We start from the raw sequence: 21,270 nt of genomic DNA, 5'->3' as shown, positions 1-21,270 counted from the left end.
TTTGGAATAAGCTGCTGACGCTCCGGCGTATGCCCGTGACGGAATCAGGACGCATACCGTCGTGCTCGCGTTGGGAACTGTCACAGGGATTTGTTAGCGTCCATGTCTTTCACTCAGGGAGACAACGCCTATGAAGCTCGCGCCGAAATTACTAGCCGCCGCATTCTGCCTCGGACTCGCCAGCCAGGCGTTCGCCGCCACCGAGTTGAAACACTGGCCGGCACCCGCCGCCAAACAACTGAACGAGATGATCGCCGCCAACGCCAACAAGGGTAACTTCGCGGTGTTCGACATGGACAACACCAGCTACCGCTACGACCTCGAAGAATCCCTGCTGCCCTACATGGAAAACAAGGGCCTGATCACCCGCGACAGCCTCGACCCGTCGCTCAAGCTGATGCCGTTCAAAGACACCGCCGACCATAAGGAAAGTCTGTTCAGTTACTACTACCGCCTTTGCGAAGTCGACGACATGGTCTGCTACCCGTGGGTTGCGCAGGTGTTTTCCGGCTTCACCCTCAAGGAACTCAAGGTCCAGGTGGATGAACTGATGGCCTCCGGCAAACCGGTGCCGGTCAGCTATTTCGAAGGCGACGTGGTCAAGCAGTCCGAGGTACAGCCGCCGAAGGTCTTCACCGGCCAGGCCGAGCTGTACAACAAGCTGATGGAAAACGGCATCGAAGTGTACGTGATGACCGCCGCGTCGGAAGAGCTGGTGCGCATGGTCGCCGCCGATCCGAAGTACGGCTACAACGTCAAACCCGAGAATGTCATTGGCGTAACGACCTTGCTCAAGGACCGCAACACGGGCGAACTGACCACCGCACGTAAACAGATCGCCGCCGGTAAATACGACGAAAAAGCCAACCTCGGCCTGGAGCTGACCCCCTACCTGTGGACCCCTGCCACCTGGATGGCCGGCAAGCACGCGGCGATCCTGACCTACATCGATGAATGGAAAAAACCGGTGATCGTCGGCGGCGATACGCCGACCAGCGACGGTTACATGCTGTTCCACGATGTGGACGTGGCCAAGGGCGGTATCCACCTGTGGATCAACCGCAAGGACAAATACATGACCCAACTCAACGGCATGATCGCCAAGCATGCCGCGGCGCAAGCCAAGGAAGGGTTGCCGGTGACGGCTGACAAGAACTGGGTGATCGTCAAGCCTGACGAGATTCAGTAACACCGAGTCGCCTGCATCCCAGGCAAGCCAGCTCCCACATTTTTAAGGTGTTCACACATCAAAAGGTGGGAGGGGGCTTGCCCCCGATGGCGGACTCAAGGGCACTACAAAATCCAGCCTAAAATAGATATCAATTGCGAACCAATCTCATCCTCTGCTAGCGTGCGCACTTCCTGAACCCTCCGTTCTTCTCAAGGTAGTGCTGTGCCCTCCTGGAATTCGCAGATCGCGCGCCTGTTCGCGGAGCAGAAGAAAGCCCTCGAAGCCTTCGTCACTCGCCGCACCGGCAGCGCCCAGGTGGCCGCCGACCTGACTCAGGAGTCGTTCCTGCGCCTGGCTCGCATGGACTGCGGCGAAAAGATCGACAACCTTCCAGCCTTCCTCTTCACCATCGCCAGCAACCTGGTGCGCGATCACCAGCGCCAGGCCATCCGCCGTGAGCGCCTGGACGCGGGCGAGCCCAGCGAAGAGCTGCCGTGCAGCAATCCGGGTGCCGACGAGCAATTAGCCGCCTACCAACAGGAACAACTGATGCAGGATGCGATCCTGGCGTTGCCCCCAGCGACTCGGCAGATCTTCCTGCTTTATCATGTCGACGAACTTTCCTACCGCGAGATTGGCGAACGCCTGTCGATCACGGCACGCAGTGTGGAATACCAACTGCGTCGCGCCTTGATTGAATGCCGCGCGTACATCAAGACGCGGCTTGCCTGCGATGAACAAGGACGTCGCTCATGACCGCCACCTCCACTGCCGACGTGTTGTTTGACGAAGCGTCCGGCTGGTATTTCCGCCTGCAGGCCGAGGACGTGACGCCGGCCGATATGGACGCCTTTGCCGCCTGGCTGGGGCAAGGCCCGGCCCAGGATGACGCCTGGCAGGAAGTGCAGGCGATGCTCGGTGGACTGCGCGAACCTGCGCGGGTGATTCGCCGCGCCGAACAGGCCGCCTGGCGCAAACCGGCGCGAGCCTGGCAGCGTTGCGCGTGTGCTGCGGCGGTGTTGCTGGCCGTGGGGCTTACCGTGCAGAACACGCCATGGCTCGATCGCCTGCGCGCGGACTACACCACCGGCACCGGCGAGTCGCGCAGCATCGAACTGGCCGACGGCTCGCACCTGCAACTCAACACCGACAGCGCGGTGCAGATCCGCTTGAGCGGGGGCGAACGGCAAATCCGTTTGCTGCGTGGCGAAGGCTTTTTCGACGTCACCAAGGATTCGACACGGCCGTTCGTGGTGCAGTCCGGCGACGGCTGGGTGAAGGTGGTCGGGACGCAGTTCAGCGTTGCGCGGCGCGATGCGCAGACGCGGGTGCAGGTGGCGCAGGGCAAGGTGCAGGTCAGTGCCGGCAGCGGTGAACCGGTGTACCTGGAGCCAGGGCGGGCCGTGGAATATCAAGGCCAGCGCCTGGCCGAGGTGCATGCTTTCGACCCGGCCAGCGGCTTTGCCTGGCGCCAACGGCAACTGGTGTTCCGCCAGCAGCCGCTGTCGGAAGTGGTGAGCGAGTTGAATCGCTATTGGCCCGGCAAGACTCTGGTGCTCGGTGATGCGCTGCGCAACCGCGTGGTGTCGGGTGTGTTTGAAATCGACAAACCCGAAGCCGTGATCAAAGCGCTGGAGTACACCCTTAACCTGCGTGCCGAGCACTACACCCCATATTTACTGGTGTTGCGCGAAGGCAAGGCATCGTAATCGCAACTTTTTGAAAAAACTTTCAGGGTTTCTCCCCAGGCACTCGTCCTTGATCACTGAGGCGTAAATAGTAAGCACTCTCAAGTAGTGCGGCGCCGATCACAGACTTTTTGCACCGGGGAGCACCATCCATGGCACATCGATTCGCCGCACGGTCCTTGTTGGCACTGGCCATTTCCATGGCCTGTGGCACTGCGCCGCTGTATTTGCAGGCCGCCGACACCACCCAGGCCCAGACCTACCGTTTCGATATTGCAGGGCAAAGCCTGGACGGTGCGCTGGCGGCGTTTTCGGCGGTGACGCGAGTTCAGGTGCTGGTGTCGGGTGAGTTGACCCAGGGCGTGCTGTCGCCGGGTGTCAAAGGCAGCCTCGGCCAGCGCGAAGCCTTGGGGCAACTGCTCGGCGGTACCGGGCTGAGTGCGGCGTTTATCAACGCGGACACCGTGACCCTGGAAAAGCGCATGGACACAGGCTCCGCCATCGAAGTCGGCGCCACCACCATCAGCGCCGAACACTTGGGCGCCACCACCGAAGGCAGCGGCTCCTACACCACCGGCGCAGTGACCCTGGGCAAGGGCGAACAGAAACTCAAGGACATCCCGCAATCGGTCAGCGTCATGACCCGCAAGCAGATGGACGACCAGAACACCACCAAGCTCTCCGAAGTGGTCAAGCGCACGCCCGGCCTGACCGCGACCAAATCCCCGGGCCCCGGCATGTTCATCTTCTCCCGTGGCTTCGAGATCGGCACCCTGCAATACGACGGCGTCGGCATCCCGCGTAACACCTACGCGCTGGGCAGCTACCTTACCGAAAACATGGCGATCTACGACCGCGTCGAAACCTTGCGCGGTCCGGCCGCTTTGCTGCAAGGCGCCAACAGCCCAGGCGGCACCATGAACCTGGTGCGCAAGCGCGGCCAGCAGGCGCCTACGGTGACCGTCACCGCCAAGGCCGGTTCGTGGGATCACTATGGCACCCAGGTGGATGCGGGTGGTCCGCTGAACGCCGAAGGCACGTTGCGCGGCCGCTTTGTGGCGGATTACGACACCACCGATTCCTTTGTCGACTATGCCGGCGGCTGGAATCAGACGGTCTACGGGGCGGTGGACTACGACTTCACGCCTGACACCACCGTGGGTGTTGGTATCAGCAACCAGAAAGGCCATTCACGCCCCAACTTCATGTCGCTGCCCCGTTACGCCAACGGCAACGATATTGGCCTGTCACGCTCCACCTTCGTCGGTGCCAGCTGGAACCGCGCCGTCAACAACCAGACCCAGGTGTTCGCCGACATCGAGCATCGCTTCAACGACGACTGGAAAGTGAAAGCCGCCCTCGTGGCGATGGACGAACATAACGACGCGACATACCAAGCGACGTGGGACGCCATCCCCAACCCCGGCGACACCGGTAACGTGCGCTATGTGGACTGGGTTACCGACTTCAATACCAAAAGTCGTGGTGCGGATGTGTATGTCAACGGCGAGTTTGAAGGCCTGGGTTTCCAACAGGAGATGGTGTTGGGCGCCAACTATTCCAAGCTCACCACAGACGACCAATGGGCCCGTGCGGCGACGGCTGGCGCCGATATTTTCAACATCGACCACAACCGTCCGCAGCGCGATAAGTACCAGCTGTTTCAGGCAGGAAATGCGTCGAGGAGCTGGTACGACATTCGTCAGAAAGGTATCTACGGCACCTGGCGCGTGAAAGTGCTCGATCCGCTGACCTTGATCGTTGGTGCACGTACCAGTTGGTATGACTATTCCTACATCGACCAGAGTGGTTCCAGGGGGGTGTACGGCAGTCCGTCCGGAAGCGCCACTCAGACGAATGGCAAGGTCACGCCGTATGCGGGCCTGGTATATGCCCTCAATGACCAATGGTCTGCCTATGCCAGTTACGCCGATGCGTTCGAACCACAAACCAACCGGACAACTTCCGGCTCCTTGCTCAAGCCTATCGAGGGCAAGAACTACGAGCTGGGTCTCAAGGGTGAGTTGGCGGATGGTCGTCTCAATACCTCGTTCGCGATCTTCCGTTATGATCAGGAAAATCGCGGCGTCCAAGACCTTCAAGGGCCGATGAACTGCGATGGCTGGTACTGCTCGGTCGCCTCGGGCAAAGTCCGCAGCCAGGGTTTTGAAGCCACGTTAGGCGGCGAAGTGCTGCCGGGTTTGCAACTGGTCTCCAGTTACACCTACAACACGACCAAATTCCTCAAGGACGACACCTACGAAGGCAAGGTCTTCAGTACCTGGACGCCCAAGCACTTGCTCAAGGTCTGGGGCGATTACCAATTGCCGGGGGACTGGAATAAAGTCAGCGTCGGCGCCGGGGTGACCGCGCAAAGCAGTACCGTGGCCTACGACCGCACCTTCAGTGTGCCGGGCAATGCACTGTGGGATTCGCGGGTGGCCTATAAGATCAACCAGGAGTTCACCGTCGCGGCGAACCTGTACAACATGTTCGACAAGAAGTATTACATCCCTGCCTACAACGCGAACTGGGGCAGCAACTACTACGGCGATCCGCGTAATGTGATGTTTACGATGACCTACACGCCGCAGTTCTGATTACATCCGGATATAAAAATGCCCCGCATTTGGCGGGGCATTTTCATGTGTGGCGGTTAGCCCTTACAGCCCATCCAGCATTGCCTTGTTACGTACCGCACCCTTGTCGGCACTGGTCGCCAACAAGGCATAGGCCTTCAACGCGGTCGTGACTTTGCGCGGACGCTTCTCCACCGGCTTCCAACCTTTCTTGTCCTGCTCGACCCGGCGCGCTGCCAGCTCTTCATCGCTGATCAACAGGTTGATCGAGCGGTTCGGAATGTCGATCAGGACCTTGTCGCCGTCCTGCACCAGGCCAATCGCACCGCCGGCAGCGGCTTCAGGTGACGCGTGGCCGATGGACAGGCCCGAGGTGCCGCCGGAGAAACGGCCGTCGGTGAGCAGGGCGCAGGCTTTGCCCAGGCCCTTGGACTTCAGGTACGACGTCGGGTAGAGCATCTCTTGCATACCCGGGCCGCCTTTCGGGCCTTCGTAGCGGATGATCACGATGTCGCCTTCCTTGACTTCGTCGGCGAGGATGCCGCGTACCGAGCTGTCCTGGCTTTCGTAGATCTTGGCGCGGCCTTCGAAGACGTGGATGGATTCATCCACGCCGGCGGTTTTCACCACGCACCCGTCAAGCGCAATGTTGCCGTACAGCACGGCCAGGCCGCCTTCCTTGGAGTAGGCGTGCTCGACACTGCGGATGCAGCCGTTTTCACGGTCGGCGTCCAGGGTGTCCCAACGGGTCGACTGGCTGAACGCGGTCTGGGTCGGGATACCGGCCGGGCCAGCCTTGAAGAAGGTGTGCACGGCTTCGTCGTCAGTCAGGGTGATGTCCCACTTGGCGATGCCTTCGGCCAGGGATTTGCTGTGCACGGTCGGCAGGTCGGTGTGCAGCAGGCCGCCACGGGCCAGGGAGCCTAAGATCGAGAAGATCCCGCCGGCGCGGTGCACGTCTTCCATATGGTACTTCTGGATGTTCGGCGCGACCTTGCACAGTTGCGGCACATGGCGGGACAGGCGGTCGATGTCGCGCAGGTCGAAATCGATCTCGGCTTCCTGGGCCGCAGCCAGCAAGTGCAGGATGGTGTTGGTGGAGCCGCCCATGGCGATGTCCAGGGTCATGGCGTTTTCGAACGCCTTGAAGTTGGCGATATTGCGCGGCAACACCGACTCATCGTTCTCGCCGTAGTAGCGCTTGCACAGCTCGACGATGGTGCGGCCGGCCTGCAGGAACAGTTGCTCGCGGTCGCTGTGGGTGGCCAGGGTCGAACCGTTGCCCGGTAATGCCAAGCCGAGGGCTTCGACCAGGCAGTTCATCGAGTTGGCGGTGAACATGCCGGAGCACGACCCGCAGGTCGGGCAGGCGCTGCGCTCGTATTCCGCGACCTTCTCGTCAGAAGCGCTGGAATCGGCGGCGATGACCATGGCGTCGACCAGGTCCAGGCCATGGGAGGCGAGTTTGGTCTTGCCGGCTTCCATCGGGCCGCCGGAGACGAAGATCACCGGGATGTTCAGGCGCAGGGCGGCCATCAGCATGCCGGGGGTGATCTTGTCGCAGTTCGAGATGCACACGATGGCGTCGGCGCAGTGGGCGTTGACCATGTACTCCACGGAGTCGGCGATGATCTCGCGGCTCGGCAGGGAATACAGCATGCCGTCATGGCCCATGGCGATGCCGTCGTCCACGGCGATGGTGTTGAATTCCTTGGCTACACCGCCGGCGCGCTCGATCTCGCGGGCGACCAGTTGGCCCAGGTCCTTGAGGTGCACGTGGCCGGGTACGAACTGGGTAAAGGAGTTGGCAATGGCGATGATCGGCTTCTTGAAGTCGTCATCTTTCATCCCCGTGGCACGCCACAGTGCGCGGGCGCCGGCCATGTTGCGGCCGTGGGTGGATGTTTTCGAGCGGTAATCTGGCATGGAGCACTCCGGGCGGCTAATCAGGTACTAAACAGGGGAGTGAGCTTCTATTGACGTCTGGAGCACTCAGAAATAGCCGTGTGTCCGGAGGTTGCCTCAAACGCTGCGGGATCGCCGCGCGCAGTGGCCTTGAGCTCATAAACCCGCCGGGGGATGACTGGCGATGAATAGGGCCGATTCTACACCGCTGGCGGCTGGAGGGAACGGGATACTCAGGGCCGCTGGCTTTGTTTAGACTGGCGGCCCTTTGCCCCTACCCCTCTCCAAAGGAATTGGAATGCCCGGTATCCATCGTTTTCTTGGGTTCTACCTGCTGATCGGTCTGATCCAGGGAATCGTCTTCTATTACTCCGATCAGCTCTATCGCTTGAGCGAAACCGTGTTTTTTGTCACCTACACCGTGGTGTTGGTGGGCGGTACCACCTTGCAACTGCTGGGGGAAAAAGCCCGACAGTGGCGGTCGTTGCTGCCTACGCTGGCATTCACCCTGTTGATGGGTGGCATGACGCTGTGGGTCTGCTACGGCCTCGACCATGTCGGCAATAACCGCTGGGCGATCAATTCCTGGTTTATCAGCGTGGTGGTGTTGAGCTATGTCTGTGCCACGTTTCTGTTCGCCTGGCCCGCCGAAAAAGGGCAACGCTGGCGTTATGAAGACCTGTTCCAGCAGGCCTGGAACAGCGTATTCATCGTGCTGTATGCCCTGATCCTGGTGGGGGTGTTCATGTTGCTGCTCAAGCTATGGGGCCGACTGTTCCTGATGCTGGGCATCGAATTTTTTGAGCGCCACTTCTGGAGCCAGCTATTCCTGTGCATCAGCTTGCCGTTGGTGTTCGCCTTGGGCATGTACCTGGCGGCGCGCAGCGAGAAAGTCATCGGCCAGATGCGCGGCATGCTGTTCAGCGCCTGTGGCTTGTTGTTGCCGTTGATCGCCCTGATCAGCCTGCTGTTTACCCTGACCTTGCCGTTCACCGGGCTCGGTCGGATTTGGGCGACGGGTTATTCCACGCCGATTCTGCTGGTGCTGGCGGGGGCGCAGCTGTTCTTGCTCAATGGTGTTTTTCAGGAGGGCGTTCAACCTCCACCGTACCCCAAATGGTTAACGCGGTTTATCGAATTGAGCCTGCTGTGCCTGCCGATTCTCGCCGCCCTGGCGTTTTATTCGAGCTGGTTGCGGGTCGAGCAATATGCCTTATCGCCACAGCGCTTCATTGCACTGGCGGCGGCGTTACTCTGTGGTTTGTATGGCCTGGCGGCCGCGTGGGCGGTGGTGTTGCGTTCGCCGGTCTGGCTGGCCAACCTGCGTGTTACCAACCCGGCCTTGGCGCTGCTGTTTTGTGGGCTGGTGGTGTTGGTCAACACGCCGATCCTCGATCCGGTGCGCCTGAGCGTCGACGATCAGGTCCGGCGTTTGCTCGACGGGCGTACCAAGGCTGAAGCGTTTGACGCGCACTACCTGCGTTTTGGCCTGGAGAAGGCTGGGGAGGCGGCGTATGCCAAGTTGCAGGTCGACCTGGACCAGGAGCGCATTCTGGACCCGGAATCGCGCCGTGCCTTGCGTGAGCGGATGGAAGACACCTCGCTGAGTTTCAGTGAACAGTATGAAAAAGAGCGTGCCCGCCGGCCCAAGCCCGAGCTGGAATGGATCGGCCCTGAGCCCAAGGGCAGCGAGCAGTTTGCCGAGCTCAGCCTGAACACTGACTCTGGGTGCGAGCCTGGCTGTGTGTTGTGGGCGGTGGACTTCGATCAGGACGGGCAGCCTGAAGTGCTTGCGATACCCCGCACCAGTTATCGCCATGACTTCAAGCCGCCGCGCATTTTTGTCCTGGACGATAAGGGCGAATGGGACGATCGCGGCCCTCTCGTATGGACGCAACTGCCCGACGGCTATGTGGATACCGAGACCCTGATCCACGATATCCGTGAGGGCAAGATCTCGTTGGTCAAGCCTCGTTACCGGCAGTTGCAGTCCAGTGACATGTTGCTCACGCCGGTGGTTCGTGAGCCGTAGTCCGCCGATTGGTCACCAGCCCCCAGAGGCTGAATCCGATAAAACTGAGGGCGATGCTCATCAATAGATGATCGCCGGCCTGGGCCAGTGCCGCGCTGCCGACAGCGGCAGTGAGAAACATGATGCTATTGCCCGCCGACGCCGCCGTGCCCGCGCTGCTGGAGAACAACAGCATTGCTGCGGAAATCGCGGCGGGCCTGACCAGGGTGACGGCCAGGGCGCTGATCAGCATCGGGATCAACAAGGTCACAGTGGTCATGGCTTCAATGCTGACGATCAGCGTTAACAGCGCGCCTGCGACGAGCAGCAAGCCAAGACCGATATTGATTTGCCGGGACAGCGCCATGCGTTTTTGCAGGTACGAGGCAACAACGCCGCCGAGCAGGTAGGCCAGGCCGTACACCATCAGCACCAGCGCATATTGGTATTCGGACAGCTTCAGCGCATCCATGAAAATCAGCGGCGTCACGCTGATCAGGGCGAAGTAGCAGGCAAACACCAGGGCGGCGATCCACCAATAGCGCAGAAAGTCCCGATTGCGCGCCACGGCCTTGAGTGTGCCGATGATGGATACCGGTTCGCGGTGCGGGCTGGAGGACTTCGACGGCAGGATACAGAACGCATGGATCAACATGCCCGATGCCATCAGCGCAAACCCATAGAAGCTCCCTTGCCAGTCGAAGGTGGTTTGCAGCCAGGAGCCGATCAGCGGCGACAGCGCGACAAACGAACCGCTCAGGGTCATGTAATAGAGGCGCACCCGGGCTCGGTCCTGCTCGTCGAACAGGTCTTCCACCAGTGCATGGCCCAGTACGAAGAAGCCGCAGCCCATGGCCTGGACCGTGCGGAACAGCAGGAAGGTCAGGTAATCCGGCGCCATGGCGCAGCCTATCGCCCCGAGGATCGACAGCGTGATACAGCCGAGCAGGACTTCCTTGCGCCCCCATTTATCCGAAAGCGGGCCGGCGAGCAGTTGGGAGATGGAAAAGACCAGGGTGAACAGGCTGATGGACAGCGCGATGTCTGCGCTGGGCGTGTCGAACCGGGCGGACAGGGCGGGGAACGACGGGAGCAGGATATTGATCGGGAAAAAGCTGATCAGTGAAGTGCAGGTGATGAGGATGAAGCGGGAGAGGGTGGGCCCAGACATTGTTTTTGTTTTCCGGAGTAAAACCAGAAACCGATACTAGTCTGCGAAAAGTGGAATTCAATCAAAAGCGTTGAGAGAAACTTCCTGAATGGACGTGGCTTGCTTGGGCAGGAAAAGTTTTCACGGCAACCACAAAACAAATGTGGGAGGGGGCAAGCCCCCTCCCACATTTTATCTGTGCTTGGCTTTAGCTGTTTGGCAACAACCGGCACGTAATGCTCTTGATATAGCGCGTCTCGACAATCGCCGGATGCACCGGATGATCCGGGCCCTGGCCGCCACGTTCCAGCATCTGGATATTGCGGTCCAGATGGCGGGCGCTGGTCAGCAGGATGTTCTGCAGGTCATCTTCCGGCAGGTGCATGGAGCACGAGGCGCTGACCAGGATGCCGTCCTTGCTGAGCAGGCGCATGGCTTGCTCGTTCAGGCGGCGATAGGCGCCTTCGCCGTTCTTCATGTCTTTCTTGCGTTTGATGAAGGCCGGTGGGTCGGCGACGATCACGTCGAAGCGTTCTTCGCTGGCTTTCAATTCCTTGAGGGCTTCGAAGACGTCGCCTTCGATGCAGGTCATCTTCTCGGCGACGCCATTCAGCGCGGCGTTGCGCTCCACGCCATCGAGGGCGAAGGCCGAGGCATCGACGCAGAACACTTCACTGGCGCCGAAGGCCGCGGCCTGCACGCCCCAGCCGCCGATGTAGCTGTACAGGTCGAGTACGCGTTTGCCTTTGGCATACGGGGCCAGGCGCGCGCGGTTCATGCGGTGGTCGTAGAACCAGCCGGTTTTCTGGCCCTGGATCACCGGGGCTTCGAATTTCACGCCGTTTTCTTCCAGCGCCACCCACTCCGGCACCAGGCCGAACACGGTTTCGACGTAGCGGTTGAGGCCTTCGGCGTCGCGCGCGGCGGAGTCGTTCTTGAACAGGATGCCGCTCGGCTTGAGCACTTGGGTCAGGGCGGCGATCACGTCGTCTTTATGGGCTTCCATGGTCGCCGAGGCGATCTGCACCACCAGGATATCGCCGAAACGGTCGACCACCAGGCCCGGCAGCAGGTCGGAATCGCCGTAGACCAGGCGGTAGAACGGCTTGTCGAACAGGCGATCACGCAGGGACAGGGCGACGTTCAGGCGGTGCACCAGCAGCGACTTGTCCAGTGGCAACTTGATGTCGCGCGACAGCAGGCGTGCGCAGATCAGGTTGTTCGGGCTCATGGCCACGATGCCCAGGGTCTTGCCGCCGGCCGCTTCCAGGATGGCCTGGTCGCCCGCCTGGAAGCCGTGCAGAGGGGTGGCGGCCACGTCGATTTCGTTGCTGTAGACCCACAGGTGGCCGTTGCGCAAACGACGATCGGCGTTGGCTTTGAGACGCAGGCTTGGCAGGGACATGACGTCGCTCCGGAAAAAAGAGCGGGAGTATACCTTGTTATGTAGGAAATGGCCGGGCTGCCGGATGTGCGGGGAGGTGTCAGCCGAGGGTTGATAAGGGTTAGAATCCCCACCTAGCCCAGAGTGTGTACTTATGTCCCAAGAGCTTTCCGCCGAACAGATCCAGCAGGCCCTCCAAGGCATCAGCGTGCCGCCTCAGCCGCAAATCATGGTGGATTTGCAGATGGAGCAGTACATGCCCGACCCGGACCTGGAAGTGATCGCGCGGTTGATCTCCCAGGACCCGGGCCTGTCCGGCGCGCTGCTGAAGATCGTCAACTCGTCCTATTACGGCCTGAGCAACAAGATCGCCTCGATCCAGCGCGCGGTGAACCTGCTGGGCAGCCGTTCGATCATCAACCTGATCAACGCCCTGTCGATCAGGGGCGAGATGAGCGACGACACCATCGTCACCCTCAACCGCTTCTGGGACACCGCCCAGGACGTGGCCATGACCTGCCTCACCCTGGCCAAGCGCACCGGCGCCCAGGCGGTGGACGAGGCCTATGCCCTGGGGCTGTTCCACGACTGCGGCGTGCCGCTGATGCTCAAGCGTTTCCCCAACTACATGACGGTGCTCGAAGAGGCCTACGCCAACGCCGGCCCCGACTGCCGCGTGGTCGACACCGAAAACAATGCGTTCAACACCAACCATGCGGTGGTCGGCTACTACACCGCCAAGTCCTGGCGCCTGCCGGAGCATGTGACCGACGCCATCGCCAACCACCACAATGCCCTGGCGATCTTCAGCGATGAGACGTCGCGCAATCCGCAGCTGAAAAACCTGCTGGCGATCCTGAAGATGGCCGAGCACATCTGCTCGTCCTGCCGCGTGCTGGGCAACCAGTCGGTGGACCATGAGTGGAATGCCATCGGCCACCTGGTGCTGGACTATGTGGGCCTGTCGGACTACGACTTCGAAAGCCTGAAGTTGTCGATCCGCGAACTGGGCGCGCACTGATCCCCCCCTCACGAGGTACACATGCCCGAGTTACCAGAAGTCGAAACCACCCGGCGTGGGATTGCGCCGCACCTGGAAGGCCAGCGGGTCAGCCGCGTGGTGGTGCGTGAGCGGCGCCTGCGCTGGCCGATCCCGGAAGACCTGGATGTGCGCCTGTCCGGCCAGCGCATCGTGCTGGTGGAGCGGCGCGCCAAGTATCTGTTGATCAATGCCGAAGTGGGCACTTTGATCAGCCACCTGGGCATGTCGGGCAACTTGCGCCTGGTCGAGGTCGGCATGCCGGCGGCCAAGCATGAACATGTGGATATCGAGTTGGAATCCGGCCTGGCCCTGCGCTACACCGACCCTCGGCGTTTCGGCGCGATGCTCTGGAGCCAGGACCCGCACAACCATGAACTGCTGATTCGCCTGGGGCCGGAGCCGTTGACCGAGCTGTTTGACGGTGAGCGTTTGTTCCAGCTGTCCCGCAGCAAGTCGATGGCGGTGAAACCGTTCATCATGGACAACGCGGTGGTGGTGGGCGTGGGCAATATCTATGCGACTGAGGCGTTGTTTGCGGCAGGGATTGATCCGCGTCGCGCGGCCGGCGGCATTTCACGCGGGCGTTATTTGAAGCTGGCGATCGAGATCAAGCGCATTCTGGCGGCGGCAATCGAGCGTGGCGGCACCACGTTGCGGGACTTTATCGGTGGCGATGGGCAGCCGGGGTATTTCCAGCAGGAATTGTTCGTCTACGGCCGCGGTGGCGAGGCGTGCAAGGTCTGCGGGACTGAGCTGCGCAATATGGTGCTGGGGCAGCGGGCGAGTGTGTTTTGCCCCAGGTGCCAGAGCTGATTGCTGTGTAGTGGTTGATATCGCTATCGGGGGCAAGCCCCCTCCCACTTTTTGACTTGCGAATGAATTCAAATGTGGGAGGGGGCTTGCCCCCGATGAGGCCCTGATAGGCGCTGAAGAAGCTCAAGCCTTACCGGTAATCTTCCGGTACTTCTCCATCAACTGCTCTTCCGTCTCCGGATGGGCTTCATCCAGCGGAATGCAATCCACCGGACACACCTGCTGGCACTGCGGCTCGTCGTAGTGACCGACGCACTGGGTGCACAGGTTAGGGTCGATCACGTAGATCTCTTCGCCCTGGGAGATGGCGGCGTTCGGGCACTCGGGTTCGCAGACGTCGCAATTGATGCAATCGTCGGTGATGATCAGGGACATGGAAACTCCTGCCAGGGCTGTCAGCCAAGGCATCTGAAAACTAATGCGCGCAATTGTGCCGCATTGGCGCCCGCAGTGCGAGCTGTGGTGAGCGGGGCAAGCCCGCTCACCACATTACTTCTTGAAGCGCAGCGTCAGCGCATCAGCCACGGCCGGATGCACGAACTTGGTGATATCCCCGCCCAAAGCGGCAATTTCACGGACCAACGTCGAGGAAATGAACGAATAACGTTCCGACGGCGTGAGGAACAGGCTTTCCACGTCCGGCGCCAGTTGGCGGTTCATGTTGGCCAGCTGGAATTCGTATTCGAAGTCCGACACCGCGCGCAGGCCACGCAGGAACACATTGGCGTTCTGCTCCTTGGCGAAATGCGCGAGCAACGTGGAAAAGCCCACCACTTCCACGTTGGGCAGGTGCTTGGTGACCTCACGCGCCAGCTCCACGCGCTGTTCCAGGGGAAACAGCGGGTTTTTCTTGGGGCTGGCCGCGACTGCGATGATCACATGGTCGAACAAACGAGAGGCGCGTTCGACCAGATCGCCATGGCCTTTGGTAATCGGGTCGAAGGTACCTGGGTACAACACTCGGTTCATCGCGTCGTCCTGGCGGAGTCCGTTGGGGAACCGGATGGTATCGCAGCCATCCCGGTCGGCCAAGTCAACTTATGCATAAGAAAGCCGTATAGACACCGTGAATAGCGTGTTTTTTCACGCTGTTTTCAGACGTTCGGCCAAGGCTGTCGCCAGTTGAGCGGTTAATCCGTACACCGATAATTGCGGGTTGGCCCCAATACTGGTGGGGAATAACGAACCGTCGTGGATCGACAGGTTGCGCAATTGGTGATGCCGGCCAAGGCTGTCAGCCACCGCATTTTTGGGATCTTCGCCCATGGCACAGCCGCCCATCACATGGGCGCTGCCCAGGGTTGTCCGGTGCAATTCCAGATTCAAACCCTCAATGACGCTGCGTGCCTCGGCCAAGGTGTTCACGAACCGTGCGTCATGGTGCATGGGCTTGACCGACTTGGCGCCCGCCGCGAACTGGATTTCGGCCATGCTGTGGAAGGCCCGGCGCAGGCCGTCCCAGGCATAGGGTGAGACCTGATAGTCGAGCACCGGCGTACCGTCACCGCGTAAATCCACGCTGCCGCCCTGGCTGTCGGGGTGAAAGCCGTCACGCAACAGCGCGAGCATGGCGTGGGTATGGGGCAATTGGCCCATGTCCAGGGCGTTCTGCGTGCCATAGCCGCCGAACAAGGTGCTGGCCAATGCTGGATGCAAGGGCGGCGCCTCAAGCTTGTAGGACATTTTGCCGGTGGTGCCGTCCTGCCACTGGAAATGGTCGGAGTAGATCGACTGCGGCGCGCCGTAGAACGGGTTGATCACCTCGTCGAACAATGCGGCGGAGAAGTTCACCAAGTGCAAAAAGGTCCGCTTGCCCAGCCGCGAGTGCGGGTCGGGGGCACCCGAGCGCATCAGCAGCGCCGGGCTATTGATGCCGCCGCCCGACAGCACGTAATGCTTGGCCTTCACTGTGATCCTGCGCCCGGTAGGCGCCACGCAGCGCGCGTCCATCGCTACGCATTCCAGGCTGCTGATGGTGTCGCCGCTGTATTTGAGCTGCTCGGCGCGGGCCAGGTACAGCAGCTCGCCGCCTTTTTCCAGGGTGGACGGGATGGTGGTCACCAGCATCGACTGCTTGGCGTTGACCGGGCAGCCCATGCCGCAATAACCCAGGTTGAAGCAGCCACGTACGTTGCGCGGGATCACATGCCAGCTGTAGCCGAGCTTTTCGCAGCCTTTGCGGATCACATCATTGTTGGCATTCGGGGGGATGGCCCATGGTGCGATGCCCAGGCGCTGCTCCATCTTTTCGAACCACGGTGCCATCTCTGCACTGCTGTGGCCTTTTACCGCGTACTCGCTGGCCCAATGGCTGAGGGTGGCGTCCGGGGTACGGAAGCTGGAGGTCCAGTTGATCAGCGTGGTACCGCCCACCGCGCGGCCTTGCAGGATGGTGATGGCGCCGTCCTTGCTCATGCGGCCGATGCCTTCCTGATACAGGCTGGCGTAGGCCTCGTCCTCCAGCAGCTTGAAGTCGCTGCTGGTCTTGAGCGGGCCTTCTTCGATCAACAGCACTTTGTAGCCGGCGGCGCTGAGGATCTCGGCAGTGGTGCCGCCACCGGCGCCGCTGCCGATGATGGCCACGTCGGCCTCCAGGGTCAGGTCGCGGTCGAGGGCGGCGCCATCGTGGGTTTTCCAGCCGCGGGCCAGGCCGTCGCGGAACAGATCGGGTACGGGCATCAGGGGCGTCTCTTGTTTTTATTGTGAGGGAGGCAAATCAGATCTTCGGCGGGCCGGGGTAGCCGCAATGCGCCCAGGCGGCGGGCCGGAAGTACCAGGCCATGATCACCAGCTTGAGCAGCGAGCCCTGGCCCATGCGCAGCAGGTTCAGGTAGCTGTTTTCCCAGCGGTGCAGGAAGTTGCGGATCTGCTCCGCGCTGGCGTTTTCCCAACTGCCCCAGATGCCGGTCAACGGGCCACGCGTAATGCCGATGCCGAGCACATCGAACAGCTGCTGGGTGAGCTTGAACATCTCCGGCGACAGGTGTTGCAGGCTGTAGTCGAGTTTTTTCAACGTGTCTTCAATCCCGGCGACCACATCCTGGGCGCTGGCCACGCCTTCGAGCAGCACCGGGATCACCGCGCGCAGGAACGGCAGGTCACTGCTGCGCAACATGGCAAAGCCGCTGGCCGGGGTGCTGCTGGAGCAGCCGCTGAGGCTGGCGCCCAGCCCGGCCGTGGCCAGGAAAGCGCTGGCACACAGACCGATTTTCAAGACGCCGCGCCGCGACAGCGCGGGTGAATCAATGAGGCTAGGGTTCATTGTTATTGTTATCCCGTGGGTGGCGGTGTCAGCGGACAAACAGCTTCTGGATCAGTTTCTGGATCGATTTGCCGTAGGGCGGGTAGATCAATTTCGCCGCGTTCAGGCGCTGTTTCACCAGCACACCCTTGGCCTTGCTGAACGTCAGGAACCCTTCATGGCCGTGGTAGTGGCCCATGCCCGAGGGGCCGATGCCGCCAAAGGGCATGTCGTCCTGGGCCACGTGCAGGAGAGTGTCGTTCAGGCAGACACCGCCGGAATGGGTCTCGTGGAGGACCCGGTCCTGCTCGCGCTTGTTGTAGCCGAAGTAATACAGGGCCAGCGGGCGAGGGCGCTGGTTGATGTAGGCAAAGGCTTGGTCGATGCCGCGATAAGGCACGATCGGCAGCACCGGGCCGAAGATTTCGTCCTGCATCACGGTCATGTCATCGCTGACATTCAGCAGCAGGCTATGGGCCATGCGCCGTGCCTGGCCCTGGTCGTACAGCGGGATCAGGGTGGCGCCCTTGTCGGTGGCGTCCTTGACGTAGGCATTGAGCCGGGCCAATTGACGCTCATTGATGATGGCGGTGTAGTCCGGGTTGTCGGCCAGCGTCGGATAAAACCCGCGAACCGCCTTGCTGTAGGCCTCGACGAAACCCTCCACGCGGTCCTCCGGCACCAGCACGTAGTCCGGGGCCACGCAGGTTTGCCCGGCGTTCAAGGCTTTACCGAAGGCGATGCGTTCGGCGGCGTCCTTGAGCGGTACGTCGGCGGAGACAATGGCCGGCGACTTGCCGCCCAGTTCCAGGGTGACCGGCGTGAGGTGTTCGGCAGCGGCGCGCATCACGTGCTTGCCAATACTGGTCGCGCCGGTAAACAGCAGGTGATCGAAGCGCAGCTTGGAAAACGCCATGCCCACCTCGGCCTCGCCGAGCACCACGCACACCAGGTCCTCGGGGAAAATCCTCGCCAGTAACGCCTTGAGCAGTTCGCCGGTAGCGGGCGTGGATTCGCTGAGCTTGAGCATCACCCGGTTGCCTGCGGCCAACGCACCGACCAGTGGGCCGATGGCCAGGTACAGCGGGTAGTTCCACGGCACGATCACGCCGACCACGCCCAGGGGTTGGTAAATGACTTTGGCTGACGCAGGTTGGAAGGCCAGGCCTACAGCGCGGCGGGAAGGTTTCATCCAGCCTTTTAGGTGTTTGCTGGCGTAGTGAATGCCATGCAGGCTGGGCATCAGTTCGGCGAACAGGGTTTCGTCGGCGCTGCGCTGGCTGAAATCCTGGCTGATCGCATGGATCAGTGCCTGGCGCTCGTCACTGAGCACATCCCGCAAGGCCTTCAGCCACTGTTGGCGCTGTGCAGCTGGCGGCATCGGGTTGGCGGCGTAGGCGCGGCGTTGGGCGTCGAACAGGTCCTGGAGTTGATCCAGCGCCTGGGCATCTTGCAGGTAGGCAACGTTGGCAGACATGGCGCAGCACCGATTGTTATTGGTCTGCGTGGATTTTTAGAGTCATTGCTCTAAATTGTCAAATGACATTGCAGCAACATGCAGATTTATCCTGGCAAGGATAGGCCGTAAGATGCCCTATCACGTGTACAGAAGCTGATTCCCCTATGGCACCACGAGTAAAGACCAGCGAGCGTATTGTGCAAACCAGCCTGGAGCTTTTTAACCAGCAGGGCGAGCGCAGTATCAGCACCAACCATATCGCCGCCCATATGGAAATTTCGCCGGGCAACCTGTACTACCACTTCCCCAACAAGCAAGCGATCATCTCCGTGCTGTTTCGCGAATATGAAGCGTTGGTGGACAGTTTCCTGCGTCCGCCCCAGGGGCGTGCAATGGTCGTGGAGGACAAGCGCTTTTATCTCCAGGCCGTACTGGCCGGCATGTGGCGCTACCGTTTTCTGCACCGCGACCTTGAACACCTGCTGGAGAGCGACCCGGAGCTGGCCACCGGCTATCGGCGTTTTTCCCAGCGTTGCCTGATCCAGGGCGGCGCCATCTACCAGGGGTTTGTCGATGCAGGCATCCTGAACATGGACCCGGTGCAAACCGAAGCCCTGACCCTCAATGCCTGGATCATCCTCACCTCCTGGGTGCGTTTCCTGTGCACCACCAATGAAAACTCCGCCCACCTGAGTGCCGAAGCCATCAAGCGCGGTGTGTATCAGGTGCTGGTGCTGGAGGCGGGTTTCGTTACGCCCCAGGCGAAAGAAGCGGTGGATGCACTGTTCAAAGAGTTTTACGTGCCGTTGAACCAGGCACTGGAAGACGTGAAGTAGGACCTTTCCCGAATCTGTTCACAGGAGTCCATCATGCCGCTTGCCCAACTGATCAGCCCCCAGCAATTGGCCGAGCGCCAGACGTCGGCGGGGCTGGTGATCCTGGATTGCCGTTTTGCCCTGGAAGACCCGGATTACGGGCGTTGCAGCTACGCCGAAGGGCATATCGAGGGTGCGCAATATGCCGACCTGGAGCGCCATCTCAGCGGGTCGGTGATCAAAGGTGTGACCGGTCGTCACCCGTTACCGGCGGCCGACACCTTCGCCGAGCAACTGAGGGCCTGGGGCATCCATGCTGACACCGATATCGTGCTGTATGACGACGGCCCTGGCGCTTATGCGGCTCGTGCCTGGTGGCTGCTGGCCTGGCTGGGCAAGCGTGACGGTGTGTTTATCCTGGACGGCGGCCTCAAGGCCTGGCATGCCGCGGGTTTCCCGCTGAGCCTGGATGCGCCGGTAGTCGAGCGTGGGACTTTCGATGGCGCGCCGGACAATCACCTGCTGCTGGATGCCGAACACCTGCAAAAACGCCTGGGCCAACCCGGCCTGACCTTGATCGATGCCCGCGCCCAGGCGCGTTTTCGCGGTGAAGTTGAGCCCATTGATCCGATCGCCGGGCATATCCCCGGTGCGCAATGTGCGGCGTTCAACGAAAACCTGGGCAGTGACGGGCGTTTCCTCCCGGCCGAGCAACTCAAGCAGCGCTTCGCCGCGCAGTTGCAGGGGCGCTCGCCGGAGGAACTGGTGGCGTATTGCGGTTCGGGCGTGACGGCCTGCCACAACCTGTTCGCCCTGAGCCTGGCGGGTTACCCGTTGGGCAAGTTGTATGCGGGGTCGTGGAGCGAGTGGATTACCGATCCGACGCGGAAAATCGCTACGGGTGACTGAGTTCCGGCCGTGTAAACCCAATCCTAATATGGGAGGGGCTTATCCCTCCCACATGTTTAACCGTGTCGTGCCAATAACCATTGTGGGATGCGCCGCTCCAGGTAGTAGCCTGGGCGTTTCAGCGAGCCATCGACGAAGCCCACGTGCCCACCCTTGGTCGTCAGCTCAAACTCGGTGCACGCCGACAGCTCGCTGGCCTCGGGCAAGCTGTGGGCGAATACGAACGGGTCGTCGGCCGCCTGGATAATCAGCGTCGGCGTGCGGATCGCGCCCAGGTAGTAGCGACTCGACGCGCGACGGTAATAGTCCTCGGCACTCAAGAACCCATGCAGCGGCGCGGTAACCCGGCCGTCGAAGTCCCAGAAGGTGCGCATCTTCTCCAGCGAGCCAAGCGCTTCCAGGGTTTTCAGCCCGTCCGCACGGCCATCCTGTAAAAAACGGCGTTGTTTGACGCGGATATACGCGAGCATTTCACCCATGAAGTGCTTTTGATAAACCCGCGAGAAACCTATCCCGATGCGGTCCGCACACTGATCCAGGCGAAACGGCACCGACACCGCCGCTGCGCCTTGCAGCCCGGACGCCTCGCCGGTTTCCCCCAGGTGCTTAAGCAGCACATTGCCCCCCAGCGAATAACCCACCGCATACAGCGGCGCCAACGGCCGCTTGGCGCGCAGGTGCGCAATCGCGGCGGCGAGGTCTTCGCTGGCGCCTGAGTGATAGCTGCGCGCCAGCAGGTTGGGCTCGCCCGAGCAGCCGCGCCAGTTCAAGGCCGCACTGGCCCAGCCTTGGGCGCCGAGGACTTTTTGCAGGCCGGCCACATAGGGGGAATTGGATGAGCCGGTCAGCCCGTGCAGCACCAGCACCAACGGCGCCTGCGCGTCATGGGGGCCATGCCAGTCGAGGTCGAGAAAGTCGCCGTCTTCCAGCCACAGGCGTTCGCGTTGGCGTTCGATATGGGTAGTCGGCCGCCACAGCGGCCCCCACAGGGTTTGCAGGTGAGGGTTGCCGAGGCCGAAGGCGGGGATGAACTGGTCGGAGGACGGTGTCATGACACTCTCAGTTTTGAGCTGACTCACTGTCTGTGGTGAGCAGGCTTGCTC

18 protein-coding genes are annotated in these 21,270 nt (G+C 61.3%); 9 read left to right on the top strand and 9 right to left on the bottom strand.

Features of this window, described 5'->3' with window-relative positions:
• The first annotated feature begins 130 nt into the window (after positions 1-130).
• The 4 genes from C8K58_RS06105 (at position 131) to C8K58_RS06090 (ending at position 5,459) form a co-directional block, all read left to right on the top strand.
• The gene (locus C8K58_RS06105; protein ID WP_027606122.1) at positions 131-1,189 is read left to right on the top strand and encodes a hypothetical protein; all 1,059 of its coding nucleotides are present in this window, start codon (positions 131-133) and stop codon (positions 1,187-1,189) included.
• 204 nt (positions 1,190-1,393) lie between these two features.
• Complete coding sequence (locus tag C8K58_RS06100; protein ID WP_092355721.1) at positions 1,394-1,927, top strand: RNA polymerase sigma factor; 534 nt, start codon at positions 1,394-1,396, stop codon at positions 1,925-1,927.
• A complete protein-coding gene (locus tag C8K58_RS06095) occupies positions 1,924-2,880 on the top strand; it encodes a FecR family protein (RefSeq protein ID WP_027606120.1) in 957 nt (318 codons plus the stop codon). The genes C8K58_RS06100 and C8K58_RS06095 overlap by 4 nt, the downstream gene beginning before the upstream one ends.
• 131 nt (positions 2,881-3,011) lie before the next feature.
• Positions 3,012-5,459 (top strand): TonB-dependent siderophore receptor, encoded by a 2,448-nt coding sequence (locus C8K58_RS06090; RefSeq protein WP_108573398.1) that lies wholly within the window; start codon positions 3,012-3,014, stop codon positions 5,457-5,459.
• A 63-nt stretch (positions 5,460-5,522) separates the two neighbouring features.
• Here C8K58_RS06090 and ilvD read toward each other — a convergent pair whose 3' ends face one another.
• Complete coding sequence (gene ilvD, locus C8K58_RS06085; RefSeq protein ID WP_027606118.1) at positions 5,523-7,364, bottom strand: dihydroxy-acid dehydratase; 1,842 nt, start codon at positions 7,362-7,364, stop codon at positions 5,523-5,525.
• 277 nt (positions 7,365-7,641) lie between these two features.
• Between ilvD and C8K58_RS06080 the strand changes: the two genes are divergently transcribed.
• On the top strand, positions 7,642-9,375 hold the full coding sequence (locus tag C8K58_RS06080) for a DUF4153 domain-containing protein (RefSeq protein WP_098480776.1): 1,734 nt from the start codon (positions 7,642-7,644) through the stop codon (positions 9,373-9,375).
• On the opposite strand, the gene C8K58_RS06075 is transcribed toward C8K58_RS06080, so the two are convergent.
• Both C8K58_RS06075 and C8K58_RS06070 read right to left on the bottom strand, forming a co-directional pair.
• Entirely contained in the window at positions 9,350-10,525 is a 1,176-nt protein-coding gene (locus tag C8K58_RS06075; protein ID WP_108573396.1) for an MFS transporter, read from the bottom strand. The genes C8K58_RS06080 and C8K58_RS06075 overlap by 26 nt on opposite strands.
• Before the next feature lie 187 nt (positions 10,526-10,712).
• On the bottom strand, positions 10,713-11,909 hold the full coding sequence (locus C8K58_RS06070) for a class I SAM-dependent rRNA methyltransferase (RefSeq protein ID WP_015373227.1): 1,197 nt from the start codon (positions 11,907-11,909) through the stop codon (positions 10,713-10,715).
• A gap of 187 nt (positions 11,910-12,096) precedes the next feature.
• Between C8K58_RS06070 and C8K58_RS06065 the strand changes: the two genes are divergently transcribed.
• On the top strand, positions 12,097-12,909 hold the full coding sequence (locus C8K58_RS06065) for an HDOD domain-containing protein (RefSeq protein WP_169898796.1): 813 nt from the start codon (positions 12,097-12,099) through the stop codon (positions 12,907-12,909).
• Positions 12,910-12,930: 21 nt separating this feature from the next.
• Positions 12,931-13,743: a bifunctional DNA-formamidopyrimidine glycosylase/DNA-(apurinic or apyrimidinic site) lyase gene (gene mutM / locus C8K58_RS06060; protein ID WP_108573393.1), complete on the top strand. Its 813-nt coding sequence runs from the start codon at positions 12,931-12,933 to the stop codon at positions 13,741-13,743.
• A gap of 123 nt (positions 13,744-13,866) precedes the next feature.
• Here mutM and C8K58_RS06055 read toward each other — a convergent pair whose 3' ends face one another.
• From C8K58_RS06055 to C8K58_RS06035, 5 genes are all read right to left on the bottom strand, one after another.
• A complete protein-coding gene (locus tag C8K58_RS06055; RefSeq protein WP_003195146.1) occupies positions 13,867-14,118 on the bottom strand; it encodes a YfhL family 4Fe-4S dicluster ferredoxin in 252 nt (83 codons plus the stop codon).
• A gap of 114 nt (positions 14,119-14,232) precedes the next feature.
• Positions 14,233-14,712 (bottom strand): pantetheine-phosphate adenylyltransferase, encoded by a 480-nt coding sequence (gene coaD / locus C8K58_RS06050; RefSeq protein ID WP_003176711.1) that lies wholly within the window; start codon positions 14,710-14,712, stop codon positions 14,233-14,235.
• Between the two features lie 114 nt (positions 14,713-14,826).
• Positions 14,827-16,422 (bottom strand): GMC family oxidoreductase, encoded by a 1,596-nt coding sequence (locus C8K58_RS06045; protein WP_108573391.1) that lies wholly within the window; start codon positions 16,420-16,422, stop codon positions 14,827-14,829.
• A 37-nt stretch (positions 16,423-16,459) separates the two neighbouring features.
• Complete coding sequence (locus tag C8K58_RS06040; protein ID WP_108573389.1) at positions 16,460-17,005, bottom strand: twin-arginine translocation pathway signal protein; 546 nt, start codon at positions 17,003-17,005, stop codon at positions 16,460-16,462.
• A 28-nt stretch (positions 17,006-17,033) separates the two neighbouring features.
• On the bottom strand, positions 17,034-18,461 hold the full coding sequence (locus C8K58_RS06035) for a coniferyl aldehyde dehydrogenase (RefSeq protein WP_027606111.1): 1,428 nt from the start codon (positions 18,459-18,461) through the stop codon (positions 17,034-17,036).
• 146 nt (positions 18,462-18,607) lie between these two features.
• Here C8K58_RS06035 and C8K58_RS06030 point away from each other — a divergent pair, with 146 nt between their 5' ends.
• Positions 18,608-19,279: a TetR/AcrR family transcriptional regulator gene (locus tag C8K58_RS06030; protein WP_027606110.1), complete on the top strand. Its 672-nt coding sequence runs from the start codon at positions 18,608-18,610 to the stop codon at positions 19,277-19,279.
• 33 nt (positions 19,280-19,312) lie between these two features.
• Positions 19,313-20,167, top strand: a complete 855-nt coding sequence (locus C8K58_RS06025) for a sulfurtransferase (RefSeq protein WP_108573387.1) — start codon at positions 19,313-19,315, stop codon at positions 20,165-20,167.
• 56 nt (positions 20,168-20,223) lie between these two features.
• On the opposite strand, the gene C8K58_RS06020 is transcribed toward C8K58_RS06025, so the two are convergent.
• Positions 20,224-21,219, bottom strand: a complete 996-nt coding sequence (locus C8K58_RS06020; RefSeq protein ID WP_108573385.1) for a hydrolase — start codon at positions 21,217-21,219, stop codon at positions 20,224-20,226.
• Positions 21,220-21,270 lie beyond the last annotated feature (51 nt).

The sequence above is a fragment of the Pseudomonas sp. GV047 genome (assembly GCF_003058245.1).
In the GTDB taxonomy this organism is placed as follows: domain Bacteria; phylum Pseudomonadota; class Gammaproteobacteria; order Pseudomonadales; family Pseudomonadaceae; genus Aquipseudomonas; species Aquipseudomonas marginalis.
Note: the sequence above shows the minus strand (reverse complement) of the source record. Positions and strands in the feature narration are given on the sequence as shown.

What these genes read in the sequence shown, in the direction of transcription:
- C8K58_RS06105 (WP_027606122.1), top strand. Translation starts at nt 131, where the DNA reads ATGAAGCTCGCGCCGAAATTACTAGCCGCCGCATTCTGCCTCGGACTC.
- C8K58_RS06095 (WP_027606120.1), top strand. Translation starts at nt 1,924, where the DNA reads ATGACCGCCACCTCCACTGCCGACGTGTTGTTTGACGAAGCGTCCGGC.
- C8K58_RS06090 (WP_108573398.1), top strand. Translation starts at nt 3,012, where the DNA reads ATGGCACATCGATTCGCCGCACGGTCCTTGTTGGCACTGGCCATTTCC.
- ilvD (WP_027606118.1), bottom strand. Translation starts at nt 7,364, where the DNA reads ATGCCAGATTACCGCTCGAAAACATCCACCCACGGCCGCAACATGGCC.
- C8K58_RS06080 (WP_098480776.1), top strand. Translation starts at nt 7,642, where the DNA reads ATGCCCGGTATCCATCGTTTTCTTGGGTTCTACCTGCTGATCGGTCTG.
- C8K58_RS06075 (WP_108573396.1), bottom strand. Translation starts at nt 10,525, where the DNA reads ATGTCTGGGCCCACCCTCTCCCGCTTCATCCTCATCACCTGCACTTCA.
- C8K58_RS06070 (WP_015373227.1), bottom strand. Translation starts at nt 11,909, where the DNA reads ATGTCCCTGCCAAGCCTGCGTCTCAAAGCCAACGCCGATCGTCGTTTG.
- mutM (WP_108573393.1), top strand. Translation starts at nt 12,931, where the DNA reads ATGCCCGAGTTACCAGAAGTCGAAACCACCCGGCGTGGGATTGCGCCG.
- C8K58_RS06055 (WP_003195146.1), bottom strand. Translation starts at nt 14,118, where the DNA reads ATGTCCCTGATCATCACCGACGATTGCATCAATTGCGACGTCTGCGAA.
- coaD (WP_003176711.1), bottom strand. Translation starts at nt 14,712, where the DNA reads ATGAACCGAGTGTTGTACCCAGGTACCTTCGACCCGATTACCAAAGGC.
- C8K58_RS06045 (WP_108573391.1), bottom strand. Translation starts at nt 16,422, where the DNA reads ATGCCCGTACCCGATCTGTTCCGCGACGGCCTGGCCCGCGGCTGGAAA.
- C8K58_RS06040 (WP_108573389.1), bottom strand. Translation starts at nt 17,005, where the DNA reads ATGAACCCTAGCCTCATTGATTCACCCGCGCTGTCGCGGCGCGGCGTC.
- C8K58_RS06035 (WP_027606111.1), bottom strand. Translation starts at nt 18,461, where the DNA reads ATGTCTGCCAACGTTGCCTACCTGCAAGATGCCCAGGCGCTGGATCAA.
- C8K58_RS06030 (WP_027606110.1), top strand. Translation starts at nt 18,608, where the DNA reads ATGGCACCACGAGTAAAGACCAGCGAGCGTATTGTGCAAACCAGCCTG.
- C8K58_RS06025 (WP_108573387.1), top strand. Translation starts at nt 19,313, where the DNA reads ATGCCGCTTGCCCAACTGATCAGCCCCCAGCAATTGGCCGAGCGCCAG.
- C8K58_RS06020 (WP_108573385.1), bottom strand. Translation starts at nt 21,219, where the DNA reads ATGACACCGTCCTCCGACCAGTTCATCCCCGCCTTCGGCCTCGGCAAC.